Here is a 20237-nt window from a genome sequence, read left to right on the forward strand (position 1 = left end):
TGGGTCCTGCCCATAAGCCAGGTTATTTGTCCAAAACGATGTAATTTAACCGGTAAGCCTACCGAATTGTGTTTTCCAGAACAATGACGGAAGGCCCGGTCGATAGCCATTTTTTACCTAGTCCGGTGGTATCGCCTTCTGGGATAAAATACACAAACGAACCCAGCACAAGGTCAATATCACCATCGGCATCCATATCTCCGGCATCCATTACCACCCATCTTCCCCTTGAGGCTTCGGGAAATGAATAATCGTCAAATTTTAGATTGCCCTTATTGTTCAAATAGATAAAGCTTTCTTCCGGATAGCGAAGATAGTCCGGGAAAAACGAAATGGCAGCTATATCCAGGTCACCATCCAGATCGTAATCTCGTACCATCGCCTTATAAGCCCCATTCAATTGGTAGAAATACGATTGTTTAAAGTTGGATTTCCTGTCATTCAGAAAAATATAAATCCCGTGATAATTCTTTAAAATCGGCGTTTTATCGGCATTGTCGCCACAAACGTAAACGATATCATCAAAGCCGTCTTTGTTAAAATCAGCCAATTCGATATGCTGTGACCCATTCAGTGGCAGGAAAGTTAGCAGGCGTTTTTCCAGAAATTTACCCGATCCTTGATTTTCATAAAGAAAAACGCCCTCATCGCCCTGCGCCATGAGCACATAAATATCCATCAAGCCATCGTTGTTAGCATCCTTAATTATAGCCGTAATCGCACCGGGTTTCTCACGCAAAATCCGTTTCTCATACCCCCCTTTTCCATTATTTACGTACCAGGCCAATTGTCCGGTTTGGTTACCAAACTCACAGGCCACTACATCCTCAGTCCCGTCCTGATTCAAATCACCATAAGCCATAAATACGGGCCGTCGTAAATCTGGAATAGCTATGCTCTCTAGTTTATAGCCTGATTCCGAGCCATTCTTCACCAATCGTTGCAATGCACCATTGGGCGCATCAGTTGGAAAAACGCCTTTCCCAACCGTTGTCAGGTATAGCTCATTGGGTTTTTCGTAAAAATGAACAGGCGTTGATTCCAAACGCATACTATAATTCTCCAGCAGATCGGGGGTCAGAAATGTTAAGATATTGCGTCTGCTTTTCCCATCACTAAAAACAATACCTCGATGATCGGGAAGAATTTTGACCATTGTGGTCAGTGAGGGCCGGTGAGAAAAGGACGGTTCCCTGTATTTGAAATGCTTTAGCCCCACCCGAATCTTACTTTTGCGAAGCGGAGGTAAGATCGTATCCGGTGCATTCTCAAGATAATACTGCTCTATTTTGCGCCAGTCAGCTTTTGCCAAAATTGGCCTTTCTGGAAAGATATTGGCATCACGTACAATGGAACCACTTAGACCGGGATCAAACAAACTGTCGGGTCGATATCCGTTACTGTATATGCCCATCCGATGCCCCATAGCCGGAAGCACATCTCTCCAATTCGTTTTTGCCAATAATTCGGGACTCACAAACGCATGGCACCGGCTACAGTGCGCTATCGACAGTTCTTTCCCGGAGAGTCTCGAAACAGGTATATCGTCGAATTCTACTTTGTCACTTTGTCTTTTAGCGGTACATGAAATAAGCAGTAGTAAAATACAAAATGGGATTAGTCGTCTCATATACAAAAAAGCGAATTCGAGCGATTGGCAAATAACGTAAGACAATAAAGCAGAATTAAGTTAGAGTCCCAGGTGAGCCAGGTCGGGACTCGAGTAAAGATAGTGGGTTGGTGTTCTTTGCACTGAAGAACACCAAAATAACTTTACACAGGCATGGTTTAACTGGTCATTCTTTAACCAGATGAACCATAACCTGCGGTAACAATCCAGGAAATGGATACCTAATCAGCACAGCGATTTCGCTGGTGCTACTTCGAACCATATTATTTCTTTGAGCCTAACCGCTATAGGATAAGGAATCAGACTCAGAGCTGTATGCAAGCTGGCAGATACATTCTGCCGGTGATTCGATCCTGTTCTGGGAGGCTTAAAACTGAATGAGTTTACCTTCGGCTTTTGCCTGTTGTTTCGTGTATTGAACACCACTGGTTTTAATACCCTGACTCGTCAATAAGGAGATGGTACCTCCATTATTTCCCAGATTGAAGTTGCTGTTTGCAGAGATCGTTACCTCAGCCGTGCTTCCGGCTCCAATGGAACGGTTTCGGATGACAAACTCATGTCGATTTCGGTCAACCAGCTTCCAGCCATCCAGCGAGATGGCTTCATCGGTGGTATTGACCAGAATAACCTTCTCCTTGCCCACTTCATTGCCTTTGGGGTTCACCAGAGCCGCCACAATGACAACAATGCCATCGACAGAGGTACCGGGTCCAGGGCCGGGCACATCACCTTTGATGCGATGGCCAGTCTGGTCGTCAGTATGTAACGTAGTGGGATTGAGCGTATTAAACTGCGATTGAAAAGCCAACAAAATGGCGGTCCAGCGTTGCAGGCTGGGGAAGTAAATTAATAGCCCGCCGTCCTGAAAAACTCCATTGTCCTGATCATGTGAACCTTGAGGATTCCCCTGATTCATGTGAATGTCATGTAATCCCTGATCCTTCATTTCCGGGAAATACCTGTCAGGCTTGTTGGTGCCAGGCCACTGCTCACCAAAGGCAAAAATGCGGGCATTTGGATCCGCCTTCGATTTATTCAGAGCAAGCGTCAATTTGTCTTCCAGATCATTGTCTAAACCGGGCGCATTATTGGGTAGAACGACCATGTTGTTAAAATCGCCAACCATGTTCCGCCGTAAGAAATCTAATCCAAATTGCTTTCTTTTAACCCCGTCGTTGATGTTATAGCTACCATTCTCGGAAAACGATTCCAGAAGTCGATTACATAATTCATGCTGGTAATTATCATTTACCAAAGCCATAAGCATGGAACCATCCTGGGACCGAACATTAACGGCGATTCGATAAAATTCATTTCCGGTGTTGAGTTTTACCTCAAAATGATTCGCATCGGGAGCCATTAGACCACGGTCATAGCGCCCTACAAAGAGATGGTAGTTGGTAAGGGACATGGAGAGGCTGGTTTGTCGATTAAGACCTGAAACAAAAACAAGTTGACCGATGATCCCAGAACTATTTATCAAGAGTCTCCTTCTCTTAGTAAACGGTAAGCGATTGGTTATCAACCCCTGAATGAAGCAACAAAAACGATGGAGAGATCAGTATGAATGAATCTATTTGCTAGTTTGCGGGTAATAAGCGGGGATTTTCTGGATTGAATTCTTTTATTGTTCATCGCTACTCATAATCCCGCCTGGTGCGCCGGATGATATAGCCAAACGAGGCAGTAAAGCAATCCAGATTAGGGTTAAAAGCCAGCTATTTTCAGGATCGGCTGGCTTGGCAATTTGATTTAGTTCAGTGGAATGATCTACCTTGTAACTAGACAATGAAAATGAAAAAGTTTACCCAAAACTCCCTAGTCAATCGAATTCGACAAGCCGATTCTTCTCGCCAGCCTGAACATTTGCCCCTGAAATATAAAGCCATGCGGGAAAGCGCTTTCCGTTTCTTCCGGGCCACTCCTTATTTATTTTACCAGGACTGGATGGTGGACACAATGTTTAAGGGTCATCCTCATTCATGGGTATGTGGTGACTTTCACCTCGAAAACCTGGGCTCATATCGAGCCGATAATGGACAGGTGTATTTTGACATCAACGACTTTGACGAATCCATACTGGCTCCCTGCACCGTCGATGTGGCCCGCCTGCTCACTAGTCTGTTTGTGGCCGCTCCAGACCTCAACTTGTCTCCACTGTCAAGTCAGATGCTAGCCAGAAAGTTTTTGGAAGCCTATTGTCAGACCTTGATACGAGGCAAACCTCGCTCCCTTGAGCGTGAAACCGCTCAAGGTGTTCTGAAACAGTTCCTGAATCGGGCAGCCGACCAGACACAGAGCGAATTAATTGACGAGCATACCAAGGGCCGTGGCCAGGATCGTCGGCTGAAATCCAAAAAAGGGGCTATCATCACCTTTTCTGACATGGAGCGAGATCGGCTCCTGGCTTGGTTAAACCCAATCTTATCCCAACGAGATGGAGCTCGTCCACTTGATATTGCCTTCCGGATTGCTGGTACGAACAGTCTGGGCTTAAATCGATACGTGGCTTTAATCCAGACGGCAGCCGGTAAACGAAAACTGCTGGACATTAAAGCAGCAAGGCCCTCTGTTGCATTACCTTATTTTGCCGATCAGCAACCGAATTGGCCAAACGAGGCCACTCGAATCGTAACCCTACAGCAACGGTTGCAGGATGTTTCACCTGGTGGGTTAAGTTCACAGGAAGGGCCTGAGCAGGAATTCTTTGTGATGCGTGTCCTTCAACCACAAGCTGATCGGCTTAAGATCTTAACCAAATCAATGCGTAAAGGCGACCGGCTGTTGAAACTGCTTAATCGGGTGGCTCAACTACTGGCGTCGGCACATCTACGAAGCGGTGGTCAACAGGGATCAGCGATCACCGACGACTTGATTGCCTTTGCTAAAAACCCGTTGTGGGTGTCTGAAGTGATCGAGAAAAGTGAAGCCTATTCGCATCAGGTTCAGCAGGATTACCTGAATTTCTGTTCACTTAAAGACAATGAGTTAATCACCAGCTAACTACTTTCTGGGCATTGACAACAGCGTTTAGCGATTCTTACTCGATCGCAATTCGATAAATGGGTGAAAGTAGCTCTCAGACTTCACCGTGACAGGTATGATTTTATGGAAGAAATCCCGGTTTAGGTACCTGCTTATGGTTCCAGGATTCGGCCTGTTTCGCGACTACCGAATTGTAATCCTGCTGAGCGCGCTCCAGTAATGTTCTGGATTGATCCAGTCCCGACTGAATGATTTCTCTTAATGTGGCAACTGCTTCCTGATCATTTATTCGATTTACTTTTTCCAGTTGGGCTTCCAGTTTCAGAACGACCTTTTCATAGGTCCGGATTACCTGTTGGCGTCGTTTTCGAATCTTTTTCAACACCTTTTCTTGAGCGACTTCTTTTAGGGTTATCATCATATAGCAGGGTGTTGGATGAAGGGTACTTCTAACACTACCCTAAAACGAATAAAGTGGAACCTGGTATTGACCTGTTTTGAGCCACTGCATCACTTCCTGCTGACTTTGAAAACTGGGTCGGAGCCGATCGGGACGGGGAATGTTAGAATTGAATGGCAACGAGCTGAAGATAGCCTGGTAAGGAAGGTCCCGATCCGGTAAATAACTGATTTCTACTTCAACATTGGCCTTCAGGGAGGTTGGCTGGCGTAGCAGGATCAATAAAGTGTTGGGAATCTGACTGTTGACCTTAAGAATCAGGTAATCCAACATGACTGACTTATCCAGGCAAGTTCGGACCCAACTATAAAGCTCCTGGAGCGAATCGTTCGTCATAAAAGTGTTTTTTCGTACGGCCAGCGATTGTCTTTAGCTTGTCGCTGTTCGAGCAAAGGTAATAGATTAATAAGCCTATGACTTTTTAGCAGACCGAATAACCATATAGAGTCGAGCAAATTTTGATAGCCTGGGCAGGTGAGTCGTAATACGTAGTTATGAAATACCCCAGCATTCTGGTGCTGGGGTTGAGGCATAGCTGAAATAAGCGCTTATTCTAATACGGCTCGAAGCCAAAGCCGTATCTAATCACAGACCACTAACCGCCACTTTAGGCTCCTGTGCGAATGTTAGTGAACGCTTTGTCATTTGTTCCTCTACAACAGGCGTTTGCACTTTAAAGGTTTTTTCTACCGTTTCTGGACCAGTGGTCACCCGAATTGTGTACGTACCATCAGCGACTTCGCTTAAATCAAAGAGTTGATTGATCCGTTGCTCCTTTTTAGACAGGTTATTAACGTATAAGGCCTGTTGAGACCCATTAACTAATTCGATACGGGCGATTTTGTCGGTTGCTGGCTTTACTAATACGAGCCAAATTTTAAGCGGAGCTTTTGCTGGGAAAACGGCCATTTCAAGCGTTCCCGGAACAGTCTGTGCGCTTGACGACAGCAGACTACTTACTGAGACGAACAAGATTAGTGCGCCTTTTTGAATTGTGTTGAGAAGCATTATTGTCGATTGGTTGTTGACATGGCAAAAGTAGTTGAAGGGGTTTTTCGCTCATAATCAACTGAATAATCATTCTGTAAAGCCTATTGCATCAACATCTGGACTAATTTTAATAGGAAGGCATTTCGTTAACCAAATAAAATTTGGCGCATCAAAATTGTATTTTGTTATTTGGAGTAACAGGCAAATAGTCGATTTGCCGATCGAGTTTTCGTTTGCGTCAGATTCTACAAGAACTCGCGTGCTGTTATATTATCGAATTGTTAAGCAAGCAGCTGGCTAAACGTATCGTTTTTACTTTCGATAAGTTACTCATGTAGCAAAGCCATCACCGCCGTCGCTTGATCCAGAACTTACATGAGAAGCTGAAAATATATCTGGCAGGAATCGTATATTTGACTTATAACATCAAATAATTAGACAAAACCCATGGAGCGTTTAGTCGACTACTTTGAGCACATTCCGTCGCTACATCGAAGCCTGATTCTGGTAGGTGGCATCACTATTTTCTGGCTGATCGAAAGTGCATTTCCCCTGTTTCAGTTTTCGCAGACCGCGCCTGGCTACCGGAAGTTTGCCCATGCAGGCATTAATATTTTCTTTACAGTTACAACGATTCTGGTTAATTTCTGCCTGGCTTTTCTCCTGTTGCGCACCAGCGACTGGGCTGTAGAACATCAGGTCGGTTTGTTGCCATGGCTGGTTCTGCCACTTTGGACCGAAGCACTTGTCGGGCTGATGGCGTTAGATCTGGTTGGCGCATGGCTACCTCACTGGACCCAGCACAAGGTTAAATTTCTGTGGCGGTTTCACCTGATTCATCATACCGATACCTACGTCGATACCACCACCGCCAATCGCCACCATCCCGGCGAAAGCGTAATTCGGTTCGCCTTCACGATGCTGGCTATATTAGTCACTGGCGCGCCTATGTGGCTTGTTTTTTTGTATCAGGCTCTGTCGGTGCTTTTGTCGCAGTTTAACCATGCCAATATTGAGTTACCTCGCTGGGCCGATCGGCTTTTAGGATTGATCATCGTGACACCTAACATGCATCATGTTCATCATCATTATGTTTTGCCGGTTACCAATACAAACTATGGTAATATTTTTCCGTACTGGGATCATCTGTTTGGCACTTACCATAAAATGGCAGGCAAAGACATCCAGTATGGTATCGATACGCACCTGAAGCCTCGTGAACATTCGCATATTGGCAATCTGTTAACGATTCCATTCCAGAAATACCGCCCGCCCGTGGGCGACATAGCCCCACGCCAAAAAGAACTCCAATCGTGAATTAGTCTATTTATCTTATATTCTATAACAAGCCCGATGGATCGCGCAATCCGGAACTAATCGCCCCGAAAACGGTTTATGTGGGAGAAACAAGTTAAACTAAATAAACAGATTTCACTCATGGCAGCAGGATCACATGCCGTCGAAGCGACCGATGCGAACTTCAACGAACTGATTAATTCCGATAAGCCGGTTTTAGTAGATTTTTGGGCCGAATGGTGCGGTCCATGTAAAATGATCGGACCAGTTGTTGAGCAACTCGCTGGCGAATACGAAGGCAGAGCCGTTGTGGCTAAAATGGACGTTGATCAGAACGCCCAGATTCCAGCTAAGTTTGGCATTCGTAGCATTCCGACGTTGATGGTGTTCAAAAACGGCCAATTAGTCGATAAAGTTATCGGTGCCGTTCCACGCAACGTCCTTGAGCAGAAATTACAGGCTGCTCTGGAACCAACAACGGTATAATTCCCCAATAATAGATATAAGAAAGCCCCGCCTGAAGCTCAGGCGGGGCTTTCTTATATCTATAGATCTTCGATACAATGCCGTGCCACGGTCATTCGAAGCGAAATAGAAACCGTGGCACGTAAGTCCTGATCTAGTTGGTTTAAATCAAAACCCGTATTTAGACCAGCATCCGCATCGGATCTTCGAGCAATTGCTTAACCGTTTGCAGGAACGAAGAACCCGTAGCGCCGTCAACCACGCGGTGGTCGCAGGAGAGCGTTACTTTCATAACATTGGTCGGCTTGATCTCACCGTTTTCTACTTTCACGGTTTGCTTGATTGCGCCAACGGCCAGAATGCACGAATCGGGCGGGTTAATAATCGCCGTAAATTCTTCGATACCGAACATACCCAGGTTCGAAATTGAGAATGTACTTCCCTCCCAATCTTTCGGTTGTAGCTTTTTTTCTTTCGCTTTAGCTGCCATTTCTTTCACTTCGCCCGAAATCGTCGATAGTGTTTTCTGATCAGCATTACGAACAACCGGAACCAGTAAGCCTTCATCAACGGCTACTGCCACACCAATATTGACGTATTTGTATTTCCGGATTTTGTCGCCCAACCACGATGAGTTCACATTCGGATGTTGTTTCAGCGCCAGTGCGGCCGCTTTAATCACAAAATCGTTGAACGACACCTTCACGGGGCTGACACCATTGACCGTTCCGCGCAACTCCATCGCCTTGTCCATGTTGATTTCCATGGTCAGGTAGAAATGCGGAGCCGTAAACAGGCTTTCGCTCAACCGACGGGCAATCGTTTTGCGCATCTGGCTGACCGGTACATCTTCGTATTCACCTTGTGGCTGAGGAGCAGCAACAGGTGTTGGTGCAGCCTGGGCAACAGCAGGAGCTGGTGCGGGAGTTGCTGGTTGAGCAGGAGCTGGTTTAGCAGCTGGCGTACCAGGAACAAACGATTCAACATCGCTTTTCACGATGCGACCTTCAGGGCCTGATCCGTGAACCTGAGCCAGATTAATTCCTTTTTCTTCGGCAATCCGCTTCGCCAACGGCGACGCTTTCAGACGTCCGTTCGATTCAGAAACATCACCTGCGCCACCACCATATGACAGATCGGTATCGGCATTAGCGGCTACGCTGGCCTGTGGATTCTGTTGAGCTGTCTGCGAACCACCTTCGCCTGTAGCGGCCTGTTGGCCAGTAGCTTGCGGAGCGGTACCGCCATCCAGCAATACGTTGAAGTTGGCACCTTTTTCACCGACAACGGCAATGATATCGTCTACAGCCACGGCTGAGCCTTCTTTCACGCCAATGTACAGCAGCGTACCTTCTTCGTAAGCTTCCAGATCCATCGTGGCTTTGTCGGTTTCGACTTCGGCCAGAATATCACCTGACTTAACCGTATCACCTTCTTTTTTATGCCAGGCTACGATGGTCCCTTCCGTCATCGTATCGCTCATCTTCGGCATCCGAATGACCGATGCATTAACACTCTCTGCCGGGGCAGCAGCAACAGCCTGTGGAGCGGGTAACTGAGTAGCGGTTTCGCCACTTGCTGCACCGCTCGGCGCTGGAGCAGCCCCATTTGGCGATGGAGCCGACTTAGGTTCTTCTTTGGGAGCTGCCGCTTCCTGGCTTCCTCCGCTAGACCCATTCAGCAATGCTTTGTAGTCTTCGCCATCGGCACCAATGATCGCCAAAACACCGTCGACAGGTACTGATGCACCTTTTTCGACACCGATGTACAACAACGTACCTTCTTCGTAGGATTCGAGGTCCATCGTTGCTTTATCTGTTTCGACTTCAGCCAGCACGTCGCCGGATTTTACTTTATCGCCCACTTTTTTGTGCCATTCCGCAATGACGCCTTCGGTCATTGTGTCGCTCATCTTGGGCATTCGGATTAATTCAGCCATATCCAGCTAGGGTATATATCGAGTTGTAAAAAGACCGGCCGGGCCGCCGGGGCGGTTGAGGGCCAAAATTAACGGAAAGGGTTCTATGTTGTATCGCCGAACTGAGTTTTCTCTATCAACAATTGATAAAGACATTTCGTTAAGCGCTGAATGCAGTCATTCTGATCTGTTGCATTCGTAAAAAGCAGCCCTATTCAACCCACAATACCAGCCCCTTCAGATACCCCCCCTCTGGATGGAATAAGCTGACAGGGTGGTCGGCAGGCTGGCTCAGATGATGTAAAACGCGTACTTGCCGACCAGCTTCAATGGCCGCTGCCACGATAGTATTATAGAACAGTTCCCGGTCCACAACCTGTGAACAGGAAAATGTAAACAGGATACCACCTTTTGCCACCCGGCGTAGTCCTTCCGCATTCAGTCGTTTGTATCCCTGCACAGCGCGGTGCCGCGCTGACAAACTTTTCGCAAACGCTGGCGGATCGAGCACTACGACATCATACTGATGATCGTCCGGCGAAGTTTCACTGGCTTTCAAATAATGCATGACATCTTCGGCATAGGCTTCGTGTTTGTCTGTTTCGCCAAAATTAGCCCCTACATTTTGCTTCGTCAGGTCGATGGCCTTCTGTGAAACATCGACCGAATGAACCAGACTCGCCCCGGCTTTGAGCGCATATACCGAAAACCCACCCGAATAACAGAAAGCGTTTAAGACTTTCTTACCGGGAGCGTATTGGGCCAGCAGTTGACGATTGTCGCGCTGATCAAGAAAAAAACCGGTTTTTTGTCCCGTAATCCAGTCAATCAGAAATGTATTTCCATTTTCCTGTACCGGATGCGGAACGGGCGTTCGGCCATACAGGTAACCGTTTGTGACACTGGCTCCGTATTCGTCGGGAAGTGTATCGGCGCTTTTGTCATATACGGCCTGCAATTCATTCCCAAATACATTTCTCAATGCTTCGGTAATCATCTGGCGTTCGCGGTGCATTCCGATCGAGTGCGCCTGCAAAACGACAACGCCATTATACACGTCCAGAATCAGGCCCGTGCAGCCATCACCCTCACCATGAACGAGCCTATAACAGTTGGTGTCGCCTGTTACAATGGCCTGCCGAATGCTGCGAATGTGGGTTAATTTGTCAGTCCAGTAGGCCACATCGGGCGTTACTGGCCCACCAGTCGTAGCCCCGAACGAGAAAATACGGATAGCGATGCTACCGTCGTGGTAATGACCGCTGGCCAGATAATGTCCTTTTCGGTCGAATACTTCAACCACATCGCCGTCTTCAGGATTTCCTTCGTAACGCCCAATGGCCCGTGAAAAGACCCAGGGATGAAATCGCCGGACGGCTTCATCACGCCCGGCCTGTAGATATATTTTAGTAAATGACATTCGTGTTCAAAAAACACGACAAAGATACACTAGTGTTCTTTGGTATGGTGCTTTATGAGCAGAACTTCGCTTACTTGGGTTATAGTTACTCAAATCGCACTGTCAGACGGCCAGGATCTTGCCGAACATCGAAAACGGTAAGTATTAAAACGTGCTGAGAGTCGATGATCCGATAGATTATTTTGTGGTATCCTTCCAACAAATAACGAGGTTTGCCCGGATGGTCGAAAAGTAGCGGCTCAATCTGGCCTATTTCCAGAAAGCCTTTTTTTAATAAATCAACCCGATCTATAATTCGACTAACGATTCGGTCAGCCAGCGAATTAGAATAAGCAGCATAGAAATCAAAGATGACTGCAAATCCTCCAGAGAGGGATTTGTCCATGTAATGGTTACTTTTTGCTCCACGTAGCAATCAATTTTTTCACATCTTCATGATCGGTCACTTCTCCCTGGCGAGCGGCCTCCTCAGCACGTTCAATTTTACCCAAAAACGTCTCCTTACTCATTGGCTGAGCTGGATAGTCTGATAATGAAGGAATGTTCAGTAGGCTTGCGACTTCACGGAGCAGATAGGCATCATCTGTTTCGAGGACCTTCTCAATTACTTTAATTTTTTCTTCGGCTACTGTCATAGTATGTTTTATAAGAAGTTCACACCAACCATAGGACTTTCGCTCAGAACCACGGTCCGCTCATCTGGCTTCAATCTGTATTTCGGCGAGGGCATGTATTTAAATAACCCCGTAGTTGTAAGCAAAAAAGCCTCCGCGTTTCCGCCGAGGCTTTAATCTATAAAGATTTCTTTAAATTACCCAACGCTTCCTTCCAGACTGATTGCCAGCAGTTTTTGTGCTTCTACAGCAAACTCCATCGGCAGTTGGTTCAGCACTTCTTTAGCGTAACCGTTGATGATCAGCGCTACGGCCTGTTCGGTTGGAATACCGCGCTGGTTGCAGTAGAACAATTGGTCTTCGCCGATTTTAGAGGTAGTGGCCTCGTGCTCAACGGTGGCTGAGGGATTGTTTACTTCCAGATACGGGAAGGTGTGGGCCCCGCACTTATCGCCGAGCAGCAGCGAATCACACTGCGAGTAGTTACGGGCATTTTCGGCGCGTTTCATCACCTGAACCAGGCCACGGTACGAGTTCTGGCTCTTACCGGCCGATATGCCTTTCGACACAATCCGGCTCTTGGTGTTCTTGCCGATATGGATCATTTTGGTGCCCGTATCAGCCTGCTGCATGTTGTTCGTGACAGCTACCGAATAAAACTCACCAATCGAATTATCGCCTTTCAGAATTACTGAAGGGTATTTCCAGGTGATGGCTGATCCCGTTTCAACCTGTGTCCAGGAGATCTTGGCATTCGGGCCATCGCAGATACCACGTTTGGTCACGAAGTTGTAAATTCCGCCTTTTCCTTCTTTATCACCCGGATACCAGTTCTGTACCGTCGAGTATTTAATTTCGGCATTGGCCATCGCAATTAACTCGACCACAGCTGCGTGAAGCTGATTCTCGTCCCGCATGGGAGCCGTACAGCCTTCGAGATAACTCACGTACGAACCTTCGTCGGCAATGATCAGTGTCCGCTCGAACTGGCCCGTACCAGCCGCATTAATACGGAAATAGGTCGATAATTCCATAGGGCAGCGAACGCCTTTTGGAATGTAACAGAACGAACCGTCAGTAAATACTGCTGCATTGAGGGCAGCGAAGTAGTTGTCTTTCGCCGGAACAACCGAACCAAGGTATTTTTTTACCAGTTCAGGATGTTCATGAACAGCTTCGGTAATCGAGCAGAAAATGATGCCGCGTTCAGCAAGGTCTTTTTTGAACGTTGTGGCCACTGATACAGAGTCCATTACCGCATCGACGGCAACACGGGGCAGTTCAGTCTGGACGCCGTCAACTACACCAGCCAGTCGTTTCTGTTCGTTCAACGAAATACCAAGTCGTTTGAACGTATCGAGTAATTCAGGGTCAATTTCGTCGAGGGAATTAACCGTTTTCTTCTGTTTGGGAGCCGAGTAGTACTTAATGGCCTGATAGTCAATCTTAGGGTATTTGACATTCGGCCAATGTGGTTCAATCATCTCCTGCCATAACCGAAACGCTTTCAGCCGGTTTTCGAGTAACCAGTCTGGTTCATTTTTCTTGGCGGAAATAAAACGAATCGTGCTTTCATCAAGGCCCATGGGGGCTTCGTCAGCTTCGATCAGTGTTTCGAATCCGTATTTATATTCGGCGTTGGTTATGCTTTCTAAAATGTCAGCGTCCTTGCTCATAGTCTCGGTTAGCCGCGTGGTTTGTTGTACCGTTGCGTTATATTTTCAACAAAAGGCCGGGTGGGTATGTTCCGGGCAGGTTGGACAAATATCGGAAACTTTCCGTTATTTCGGGCATTTAGCTAATCTATTCCCTCCAGAATGCGTTCCCCCAAACAATCGATCAACATCGAGCTGCTTCTTGGCATTTCAGCTACCTTTCTAAGTCTGGCCGCATTAATTGTCTCTATTTTTCAAACCAAGATCGCTCGGGAGCAACAGCAAAAGTCAGTATTGCCCTATTTGCAGGTTCGGCATGAGATCGTAGACAATCAACTGAACGTTTTTCTTGAAAATGAAGGTGTTGGTCCCGCTTTTATCAAATCAATCTCTACTTCCTATAATAAAAAGAGTCTGGCTGGCTATACTGAATTTCTTCTGGATGCGATGGGCGATCTTAGCGCCGATTTAACGGCAATACCCGATGAGCAATTAACTCAACAAAAGTATGACTCTCTTCTTAAAGCCAATAAGAATATTCGCATTAGTCAGGATTATATACAGGCGGGGAAAGATGCGGATGTCATCTATGCCGGAAGCGCCGTTAAAGAAGGCGACAACCGAATGCTATTTTCCTTTAAAAAAGAGGGCCAAAATGGTGGTCCATTCATTAAATGGATGGAAAATTTACTTGCCGACAGTACCTATCAAATTAAGGTCACCTACAGTGACGTATATGACAATTGCTGGCAAATGACCCATAAACTTAATCGGAATAAGGTCGTTCAACTGGCAAAATGCCCTCCTCAACAGCCATGAAAAGCGGGTCAGCATCGAACTGTTGCCTGGCAGATCGGCCACGTTTCTGAGTTTAGTGGCTCTTGTTTTCTCTACCTTTCAAACAAAGATTGCCTGAGAGCAACAACCGCCATCGGTTTGGGTAAATGCTCAGACTAAAACAACAAATGCCATCACACGGAGTAATGGCATTCGTTATGTTCATTGAGTAAATCAGTTCAGGGTTTTTCCTGACCCAGCGCGTGCCACGGTTAGTAGGATTACGCCAAAGAACCGTATCACGCCTGGGGTCAGAAATAGCTCCGAAGTTGTTATTTCACTGTTACTTTAATCTGACTGTAATATAAGGTTGTCAATCCTTCGAACCCGGAGTCTGTACCGACCAGTAGCCAGAGTTCACCGTTGGCGTTACTACGGGCCGTAAAGGGCTTATCGGCATTGGAACGCGTAATGAGTTTATATGCATCTGGCTCATCATCGCCAATGCCTACATTTCCCAGCAATATGGCATCCTTACCGTTATCATTCTGAGCCCCTTTATCGATATTGAGCGAATAGAAATCATCTTTCTTTTCTTTAACAGGCTCAACAGCCGACGCGCCAGCTTTCAGATAAACACTCCCACCCGGCGAGCCACCAATACCAATTGAATTGGTTGGATATTTTGAGGCCAATTCAATATCGAAAACCAGCGAGTAATCTTTATTGGGCTGTAACCCTGTGACCTTCTTTTTCAGGAACATGAAGGCGTCATCACTACGATTCATGCTTTCCAGCATTAACGATTTGCGGGTTGTATCTAACGGAGAAGGCAGGCTTTTCCAGCCAGACTTAAACCGCATGGTGGTATCCTGCGCTACGCCATAATCGACAATATCGGCTACCCAGCCATCCTGGTCACGCTGCAAATTAGATTGATAAGGAAGACCTGGTTGTGATGAAATGTCGTCTTTATTACAAGCGGAAAATGTAAATAAACTGCCCGTCAGAACGGAAACTAACAACAACGTTGATTTCATTATTAACTCGATTTGTTTCCTATACTGAGTCGACTATAGACGGAAGCGTTGGAACATCATCGAAAAAAATCACCGATACCGATTGCGGCTATTGCCATCCAGACCGCGTAAGGCCAGGTAAAAAGCTATGACATAGATCATTTGGTTACCCGCACTAGCCCAATCTTCTTTAAGCGTAGTTCCGAATAGTAATACACCGATGATTGCCCCACCAAGCACATAGCCCCATCGACCAAATTGCCCGCCAATCAGAATCAGGACCCCACTTGCGAATTCTAAAAACGGCAGAGTATACAGAAAAGCATTCGTAAGAATTTCGGGAAGAATCGTTTTGGAGAAACCGGCTCCGGTTTTAGCCACGAATGTTGTTAATTTGGGAATTCGCACAAGGCCATGCATGAGCATGTTGATACCCAGCCCAATACGCATTACGAGCTGGGCTAATTGATTATTGGTCATAACGTCACTGTAAAGAATCAAGAATCGCCTGCACGATTCAGCATATGTTTATGCTATAAAAGCAGAGTCCCGATGATTCACTACCCATTTTCCGACTGGATTATTCTTCTTCATACACATCGCCGTCTTCTACTTCTTCTTCGGCCAGCAAATCGTCATTGACTCCATTGGCATCGACATCTGAATCATTAACTTCCGCCTTTTCTGGCTCAGGGCCCTGGGCCCTGACCAGGTCCATATACCCGGCCTGCGGAACACCCGTATTTGCCTCTTCGCCCTGAGCCATTAACTGAGCAACACCCTGATTGTCATCATCGGCCGCGTTATACTCATCTGGATCGTCGTTAGCATTCATCCCGTTTTCATTAATAGGTTATGAAACTCCGTAAGATTCCTAATCTGCCTGTAGCGCTAACTACCTGAGCGCGAAACGTGACCACCTAATGCATAGTTATCGTCCTGATGGTGATCATGCTCACCCGTTGGATCACCGTCTTCATCAGTTGGTTCGTCATACAGTTCATCCTCATTGACTACCTCATCTTCGTCATCCGTGTCTTCGCTGCCGCTTTGGTTCCGAAAATTGTCGGGATCGATCCGGTCAAGCCGTGAACCGATTAGTTCTACATCGCCGGACATTGGTTTTAAGAGCGTTGTCATGATCGTTGAGTATTTGTTTCTTAGGAGATAACCCGGTTAGATACGTAAAGTTTATCGCCCAAAAAAGGCCGATCCATCAGGGCCGGCCTTTTTTAATATTTTCAGAAAATAATCTCAAAATGGCACTTCTGTGCAATGATTAGCTTCAATCCAACTGCTAATGGCCCCCGCTGCCGTAACGGCAGCAGACGACGAGATACCTCCACTTGTTTTTGGCAGTTTCGTATTGGAGGGAAAAGCCAGGCTATTGGATGGATCCAATTGATAGCCCAGCCCTACCAGGTAGGTCTCTACGATGGTGACATTTGCCTGCAGAGCACCACTCAGTGTCAGGTGACCTAAAGCAGCACTTAATTTTATGGCGGCAACCTGCGTGAAACAATTGGAGATGTTAGCATATCCTCCAGCGCGGGCATTGAAAATGGCAATACCTTGTATCCGTGAATAAGACTTCCCGCCAATGCTCAATGGCCAATAGCTCACCGACGCTGCAGTACCAACCGGAGACCGGAAGTAATACCCCTGACTGAACGAACACGCATTACAATGGGCAGGTATTGTAATCAGCAACTCATCTACCGACGCTGGCTGAATTGTTACATCCGTTGTTTGGTCAAGTACCGAAACGGTATAATTACCGGCGGGTATTCCACAGAAGCAATAGCTTCCATCGGCATCGGTTACGGCCGTGAAGCTACTCGTACCATTTGTGATCGTGACCGTAGCACCCACCACAACTGTTGGGGGAAGATCATCACATTGTGCCTGTTTGACGACACCGCACAGGTGATAACATCCTGGTGTTACCATAGGCTGAAGATCACAGCTGCCGACAGCTATACTGGATACATGGCCTGCGGTTTGATCCACATCAACTTTTAAACCAATCTTCAAACTAACAACCGTTGGCGGATTACTGCCATTAAAAGCACTATTCAGGCCCGCAACTTTCAAGAAATTACCCTCATTATCACTACAATCTTTACCATGCGTAAATCCTTCTTCACTGCTATTAAGGTTGTTGTCAGCAATGCTTACAAAATCGTAATCGTCTTTTGTTACGCAACCCATGCTTAAATAGAGTGGGCCACCACCATTGCCAACTTTAGCTATCTCATACTCCCAAACATATGTACTCCCTTGCTGGGCGACAGACTTAAAGGTAACCCTGTAATTACCAACCGTTGCGTTTATCGACGACAATCCAGATGAACAGGAAGATGGATCAATGCGGGCTGATGAGTTTGCGCTTCCTTTCGATTGAACGGGAGCCAGATCCTTTGTCACAGGCTGACACTGGTTAAAAAGTAGTGTCATACTTACTAACAGTAAATAGGCGGAATTACGGAGCGTTTTCATGATCATAGTAAAGGATAGATGAATAATTTATTGAAGCCTAAAACCTCCTTTCAGGTATAGACGAATTGTCAAGCAACTGTAAACCTACCAATTCACTATAGTAATTTTACCAAAATATATTATAAGGTAATTTCAATATTTAATTGTATTTTTCACATAATATCACATGAATTATTACTAATTTTCAACTATTTACAACTACTCAGAAAAAATGATCGATGCACATTGTTTTAAGTATATTTACTTATTGTATTTTTGACAGCATTAAAAAAAACTACTACATGCTAATCGTGCGGAGTTAGGAATAAAGTGCTATCGAGACGTTAATTCTTTTACTATACGGTAGTTCTACCTGTTGGTATAAAGCTGGCAAACGCGGTAGAATAAATCCCGGTTAGCCTTATAGATTTACTACTAGGACTTTCGCTTCGAACCGTGCCACCGCAGCCGCGGACGGTCGCAACGGCGGACCGTGGTTACTACTGATACACAAACAAACCGTGGCACGGCTCGAAGCGAAAGTCCTGACCACTTATCTCTTTTGGCTCCGTTGATGCAGATGATTTATAAACTGTTCGTTACGCTCCTTCTCCTGAGCATTCGGGTAGATGCCCAAACAAGCCGGGAGCCCCTATTTACGTCTTTCGATGGAACGAAAATTCATTATGACATTTTGGGAGAAGGCAAACCAGTGGTGCTTCTGCACGGCTTCATCAGCACCAGTGAGAGCTGGAAACGAGCCCCTGTTCGGCAGGCGCTGGTCGATGCGGGTTTCAAAGTTGTTATGCTCGATTTGCGCGGGAATGGCCTGTCCGACAAACCGCACACTGCCGAAGCCTACCGCGACAATGCCGAACTCAAAGATGTCATGGCCTTGATGAACCACCTCGGCCTAAAAAACTATGATGTGGTTGGTTATTCGCGGGGAGCTATTTTAACGGCAAAATTACTGACAATGGATAAGCAGGTGCACCGGGCCGTTATGGGGGGCATCAGTGTCGATTTCTCCGATCCAAACTGGTATCGGCGCAAAAATTTCCATGAAGCCCTGACCAAACCGGGCAGCCATCCCGAATTGCAGGGAGCTATTGATTACGCCAAAAAATCTGGAGCCGACACGGTGGTACTGGCTCGTTTACAGGAGTTTCAGCCCGTTACTACGCGGGCCGAGTTAGCGAAAATAAAAGTCCCCTTACTCGTTGTCAACGGCGACAAGGATAAAGATAACGGTGATCCGCAAACGCTGGTCGATGCAGTGCCGGGTTCGCATCTGGTGGTCGTGCCGGGCGATCATGGTGGAGCCATGCGAACCCCCGAGTTCGCTACGGCCGTGGTAACATTTTTGAAAGAAAAATAAGCAGGACTTTGGCTCGAAATCGTGCTACAGTTTATCTGTGCTGATGAACCGTAGCACGGTTTCGAGCCAAAGTCCTGCTATTGATAAACCGCTGATGGGTGAACGTTTTTATCAAAGCGTTTTAGAGTCCTCAAACTTCGGCCAACTGTTTCTTGACAACCGATAGGCCCTGCTTTACTTCATTGTCAAAATCGGCCCAGACACATTCCAGGGACAATCCTCCCTGGTACTTTATTTGTTTCAAAGCACGGAAATAAGGCTTGAAATCATCCCCTTTTACACCGGGTGGTGTGCGGCTCTGTTTTTCGGCGATGTGGCAATGGACTATGTACTGGCCATATTTTATGATCTCCTCCGGCTTCTCGTCTTCTTTGAGCATGTGGTAGATATCACATTGCAACCGGAACCAGGGATTATTAACGGCCTGAATAATTTCTACTCCTTCCGCCAGGCTATTGATAAAATTAGTCTCTCCCCGGTTCAGTGGTTCAACCGCCAGAGTAACCCCGTATTTTTCGGCTATGGGAGCCATCTTCTGACACAGAGCGATATGTTGTGCTTTGGCAGTAGCCCGATCAAACCCATCAGGAATAGCCCGCGAACCACCACTGCCAAAGACAATATTCTTCGAGCCGCATTCTTTCGCCCGCTTGAGAGCCAGATCGGCCCGTTGTAAAATAGCCTCATGATGCAGTTCCGGTCCCACTGACTTTAGCGTGCCCGGAAAAAAGTAAATATAGGATCGAACCGGAACGTTCTCGGTTTTCAGCGCCTGCCGATTTTTTTCGTATTGACCATCACCCAAATCTGGAATTAGAAACCGGCCCACACTTTCCTCCACAAATGAATACCCCAAACCCTTTACCAGACTGGCCTTGTCATAAGAGGTACAAACACCCAACGGCAGCGAAAAGCCAGCACTGGCCTGATCGGAACTCGTCTGTCGAGCCAGTATATCAATACCGGATAGTCCGGTTATAAGTCCAGTGGCAGATTTTATAAAATTTCTTCTGGATGTATGGTTTTCCGGTTGCATGCGAATCAATGACGAATGATTAGGTGAAGGAATGAGTTTATTCGGCAGCAAATCGTTGCCTGAATGAGTATTGGATCAATAGAATAAATACGTTTGGGGCAATAAACAAGCGA

21 protein-coding genes are annotated in these 20237 nt (G+C 46.5%); 5 read left to right on the forward strand and 16 right to left on the reverse strand.

Features of this window, described 5'->3' with window-relative positions:
* Positions 1-58 precede the first annotated feature (58 nt).
* Together GJR95_RS39450 and GJR95_RS39455 are read right to left on the reverse strand one after the other, a co-directional pair.
* Entirely contained in the window at positions 59-1630 is a 1572-nt protein-coding gene (locus GJR95_RS39450; protein ID WP_162391096.1) for an FG-GAP repeat domain-containing protein, read from the reverse strand.
* Between the two features lie 367 nt (positions 1631-1997).
* The gene (locus tag GJR95_RS39455; RefSeq protein WP_162391097.1) at positions 1998-3044 is read right to left on the reverse strand and encodes a DUF2278 family protein; all 1047 of its coding nucleotides are present in this window, start codon (positions 3042-3044) and stop codon (positions 1998-2000) included.
* A 383-nt stretch (positions 3045-3427) separates the two neighbouring features.
* Between GJR95_RS39455 and GJR95_RS39460 the strand changes: the two genes are divergently transcribed.
* Positions 3428-4636, forward strand: a complete 1209-nt coding sequence (locus tag GJR95_RS39460; protein WP_162391098.1) for a DUF2252 family protein — start codon at positions 3428-3430, stop codon at positions 4634-4636.
* A 103-nt stretch (positions 4637-4739) separates the two neighbouring features.
* Here GJR95_RS39460 and GJR95_RS39465 read toward each other — a convergent pair whose 3' ends face one another.
* From GJR95_RS39465 to GJR95_RS39475, 3 genes are all read right to left on the reverse strand, one after another.
* A complete protein-coding gene (locus GJR95_RS39465) occupies positions 4740-5039 on the reverse strand; it encodes a hypothetical protein (protein ID WP_162391099.1) in 300 nt (99 codons plus the stop codon).
* 39 nt (positions 5040-5078) lie between these two features.
* A complete protein-coding gene (locus GJR95_RS39470) occupies positions 5079-5414 on the reverse strand; it encodes a hypothetical protein (RefSeq protein ID WP_162391100.1) in 336 nt (111 codons plus the stop codon).
* Between the two features lie 249 nt (positions 5415-5663).
* Complete coding sequence (locus GJR95_RS39475; protein ID WP_162391101.1) at positions 5664-6086, reverse strand: hypothetical protein; 423 nt, start codon at positions 6084-6086, stop codon at positions 5664-5666.
* 429 nt (positions 6087-6515) lie between these two features.
* Here GJR95_RS39475 and GJR95_RS39480 point away from each other — a divergent pair, with 429 nt between their 5' ends.
* Both GJR95_RS39480 and trxA read left to right on the forward strand, forming a co-directional pair.
* A complete protein-coding gene (locus tag GJR95_RS39480) occupies positions 6516-7385 on the forward strand; it encodes a sterol desaturase family protein (protein ID WP_162391102.1) in 870 nt (289 codons plus the stop codon).
* Positions 7386-7505: 120 nt separating this feature from the next.
* Positions 7506-7850, forward strand: coding sequence for a thioredoxin (gene trxA, locus GJR95_RS39485; protein WP_162391103.1), 345 nt, complete (start codon positions 7506-7508; stop codon positions 7848-7850).
* Positions 7851-8010: 160 nt separating this feature from the next.
* On the opposite strand, the gene GJR95_RS39490 is transcribed toward trxA, so the two are convergent.
* The 5 genes from GJR95_RS39490 to sufB form a co-directional block, all read right to left on the reverse strand.
* Complete coding sequence (locus GJR95_RS39490) at positions 8011-9768, reverse strand: pyruvate dehydrogenase complex dihydrolipoamide acetyltransferase (RefSeq protein WP_162391104.1); 1758 nt, start codon at positions 9766-9768, stop codon at positions 8011-8013.
* Between the two features lie 190 nt (positions 9769-9958).
* Positions 9959-11167, reverse strand: coding sequence for a class I SAM-dependent rRNA methyltransferase (locus GJR95_RS39495; RefSeq protein ID WP_162391105.1), 1209 nt, complete (start codon positions 11165-11167; stop codon positions 9959-9961).
* An 85-nt stretch (positions 11168-11252) separates the two neighbouring features.
* Entirely contained in the window at positions 11253-11552 is a 300-nt protein-coding gene (locus tag GJR95_RS39500) for a type II toxin-antitoxin system RelE/ParE family toxin (RefSeq protein ID WP_162391106.1), read from the reverse strand.
* Between the two features lie 7 nt (positions 11553-11559).
* Positions 11560-11802, reverse strand: a complete 243-nt coding sequence (locus GJR95_RS39505) for a hypothetical protein (RefSeq protein WP_162391107.1) — start codon at positions 11800-11802, stop codon at positions 11560-11562.
* 176 nt (positions 11803-11978) lie between these two features.
* Positions 11979-13457, reverse strand: coding sequence for a Fe-S cluster assembly protein SufB (sufB, locus tag GJR95_RS39510; RefSeq protein WP_162391108.1), 1479 nt, complete (start codon positions 13455-13457; stop codon positions 11979-11981).
* 141 nt (positions 13458-13598) lie between these two features.
* Here sufB and GJR95_RS39515 point away from each other — a divergent pair, with 141 nt between their 5' ends.
* Positions 13599-14255: a hypothetical protein gene (locus tag GJR95_RS39515; protein ID WP_162391109.1), complete on the forward strand. Its 657-nt coding sequence runs from the start codon at positions 13599-13601 to the stop codon at positions 14253-14255.
* Positions 14256-14545: 290 nt separating this feature from the next.
* On the opposite strand, the gene GJR95_RS39520 is transcribed toward GJR95_RS39515, so the two are convergent.
* From GJR95_RS39520 to GJR95_RS39540, 5 genes are all read right to left on the reverse strand, one after another.
* Entirely contained in the window at positions 14546-15253 is a 708-nt protein-coding gene (locus tag GJR95_RS39520) for a hypothetical protein (RefSeq protein WP_162391110.1), read from the reverse strand.
* Between the two features lie 69 nt (positions 15254-15322).
* Positions 15323-15712, reverse strand: coding sequence for a DoxX family protein (locus GJR95_RS39525; protein ID WP_162391111.1), 390 nt, complete (start codon positions 15710-15712; stop codon positions 15323-15325).
* Positions 15713-15812: 100 nt separating this feature from the next.
* Positions 15813-16067, reverse strand: a complete 255-nt coding sequence (locus GJR95_RS39530) for a hypothetical protein (protein ID WP_162391112.1) — start codon at positions 16065-16067, stop codon at positions 15813-15815.
* A gap of 56 nt (positions 16068-16123) precedes the next feature.
* Positions 16124-16372 carry a hypothetical protein gene (locus tag GJR95_RS39535; protein WP_162391113.1) on the reverse strand — a complete coding sequence of 83 codons (249 nt, stop codon included), beginning with the start codon at positions 16370-16372 and terminating at the stop codon, positions 16124-16126.
* A 114-nt stretch (positions 16373-16486) separates the two neighbouring features.
* Positions 16487-17731: a carboxypeptidase-like regulatory domain-containing protein gene (locus GJR95_RS39540; RefSeq protein WP_162391114.1), complete on the reverse strand. Its 1245-nt coding sequence runs from the start codon at positions 17729-17731 to the stop codon at positions 16487-16489.
* A 559-nt stretch (positions 17732-18290) separates the two neighbouring features.
* Here GJR95_RS39540 and GJR95_RS39545 point away from each other — a divergent pair.
* A complete protein-coding gene (locus GJR95_RS39545; protein ID WP_162391115.1) occupies positions 18291-19088 on the forward strand; it encodes an alpha/beta fold hydrolase in 798 nt (265 codons plus the stop codon).
* Between the two features lie 130 nt (positions 19089-19218).
* Here the strand turns inward: GJR95_RS39545 and GJR95_RS39550 are convergent, their stop codons facing one another.
* Positions 19219-20124, reverse strand: a complete 906-nt coding sequence (locus GJR95_RS39550) for a sugar phosphate isomerase/epimerase family protein (protein WP_162391116.1) — start codon at positions 20122-20124, stop codon at positions 19219-19221.
* Positions 20125-20237: the final 113 nt, after the last annotated feature.

This window comes from Spirosoma endbachense (genome assembly GCF_010233585.1).
In the GTDB taxonomy this organism is placed as follows: domain Bacteria; phylum Bacteroidota; class Bacteroidia; order Cytophagales; family Spirosomataceae; genus Spirosoma; species Spirosoma endbachense.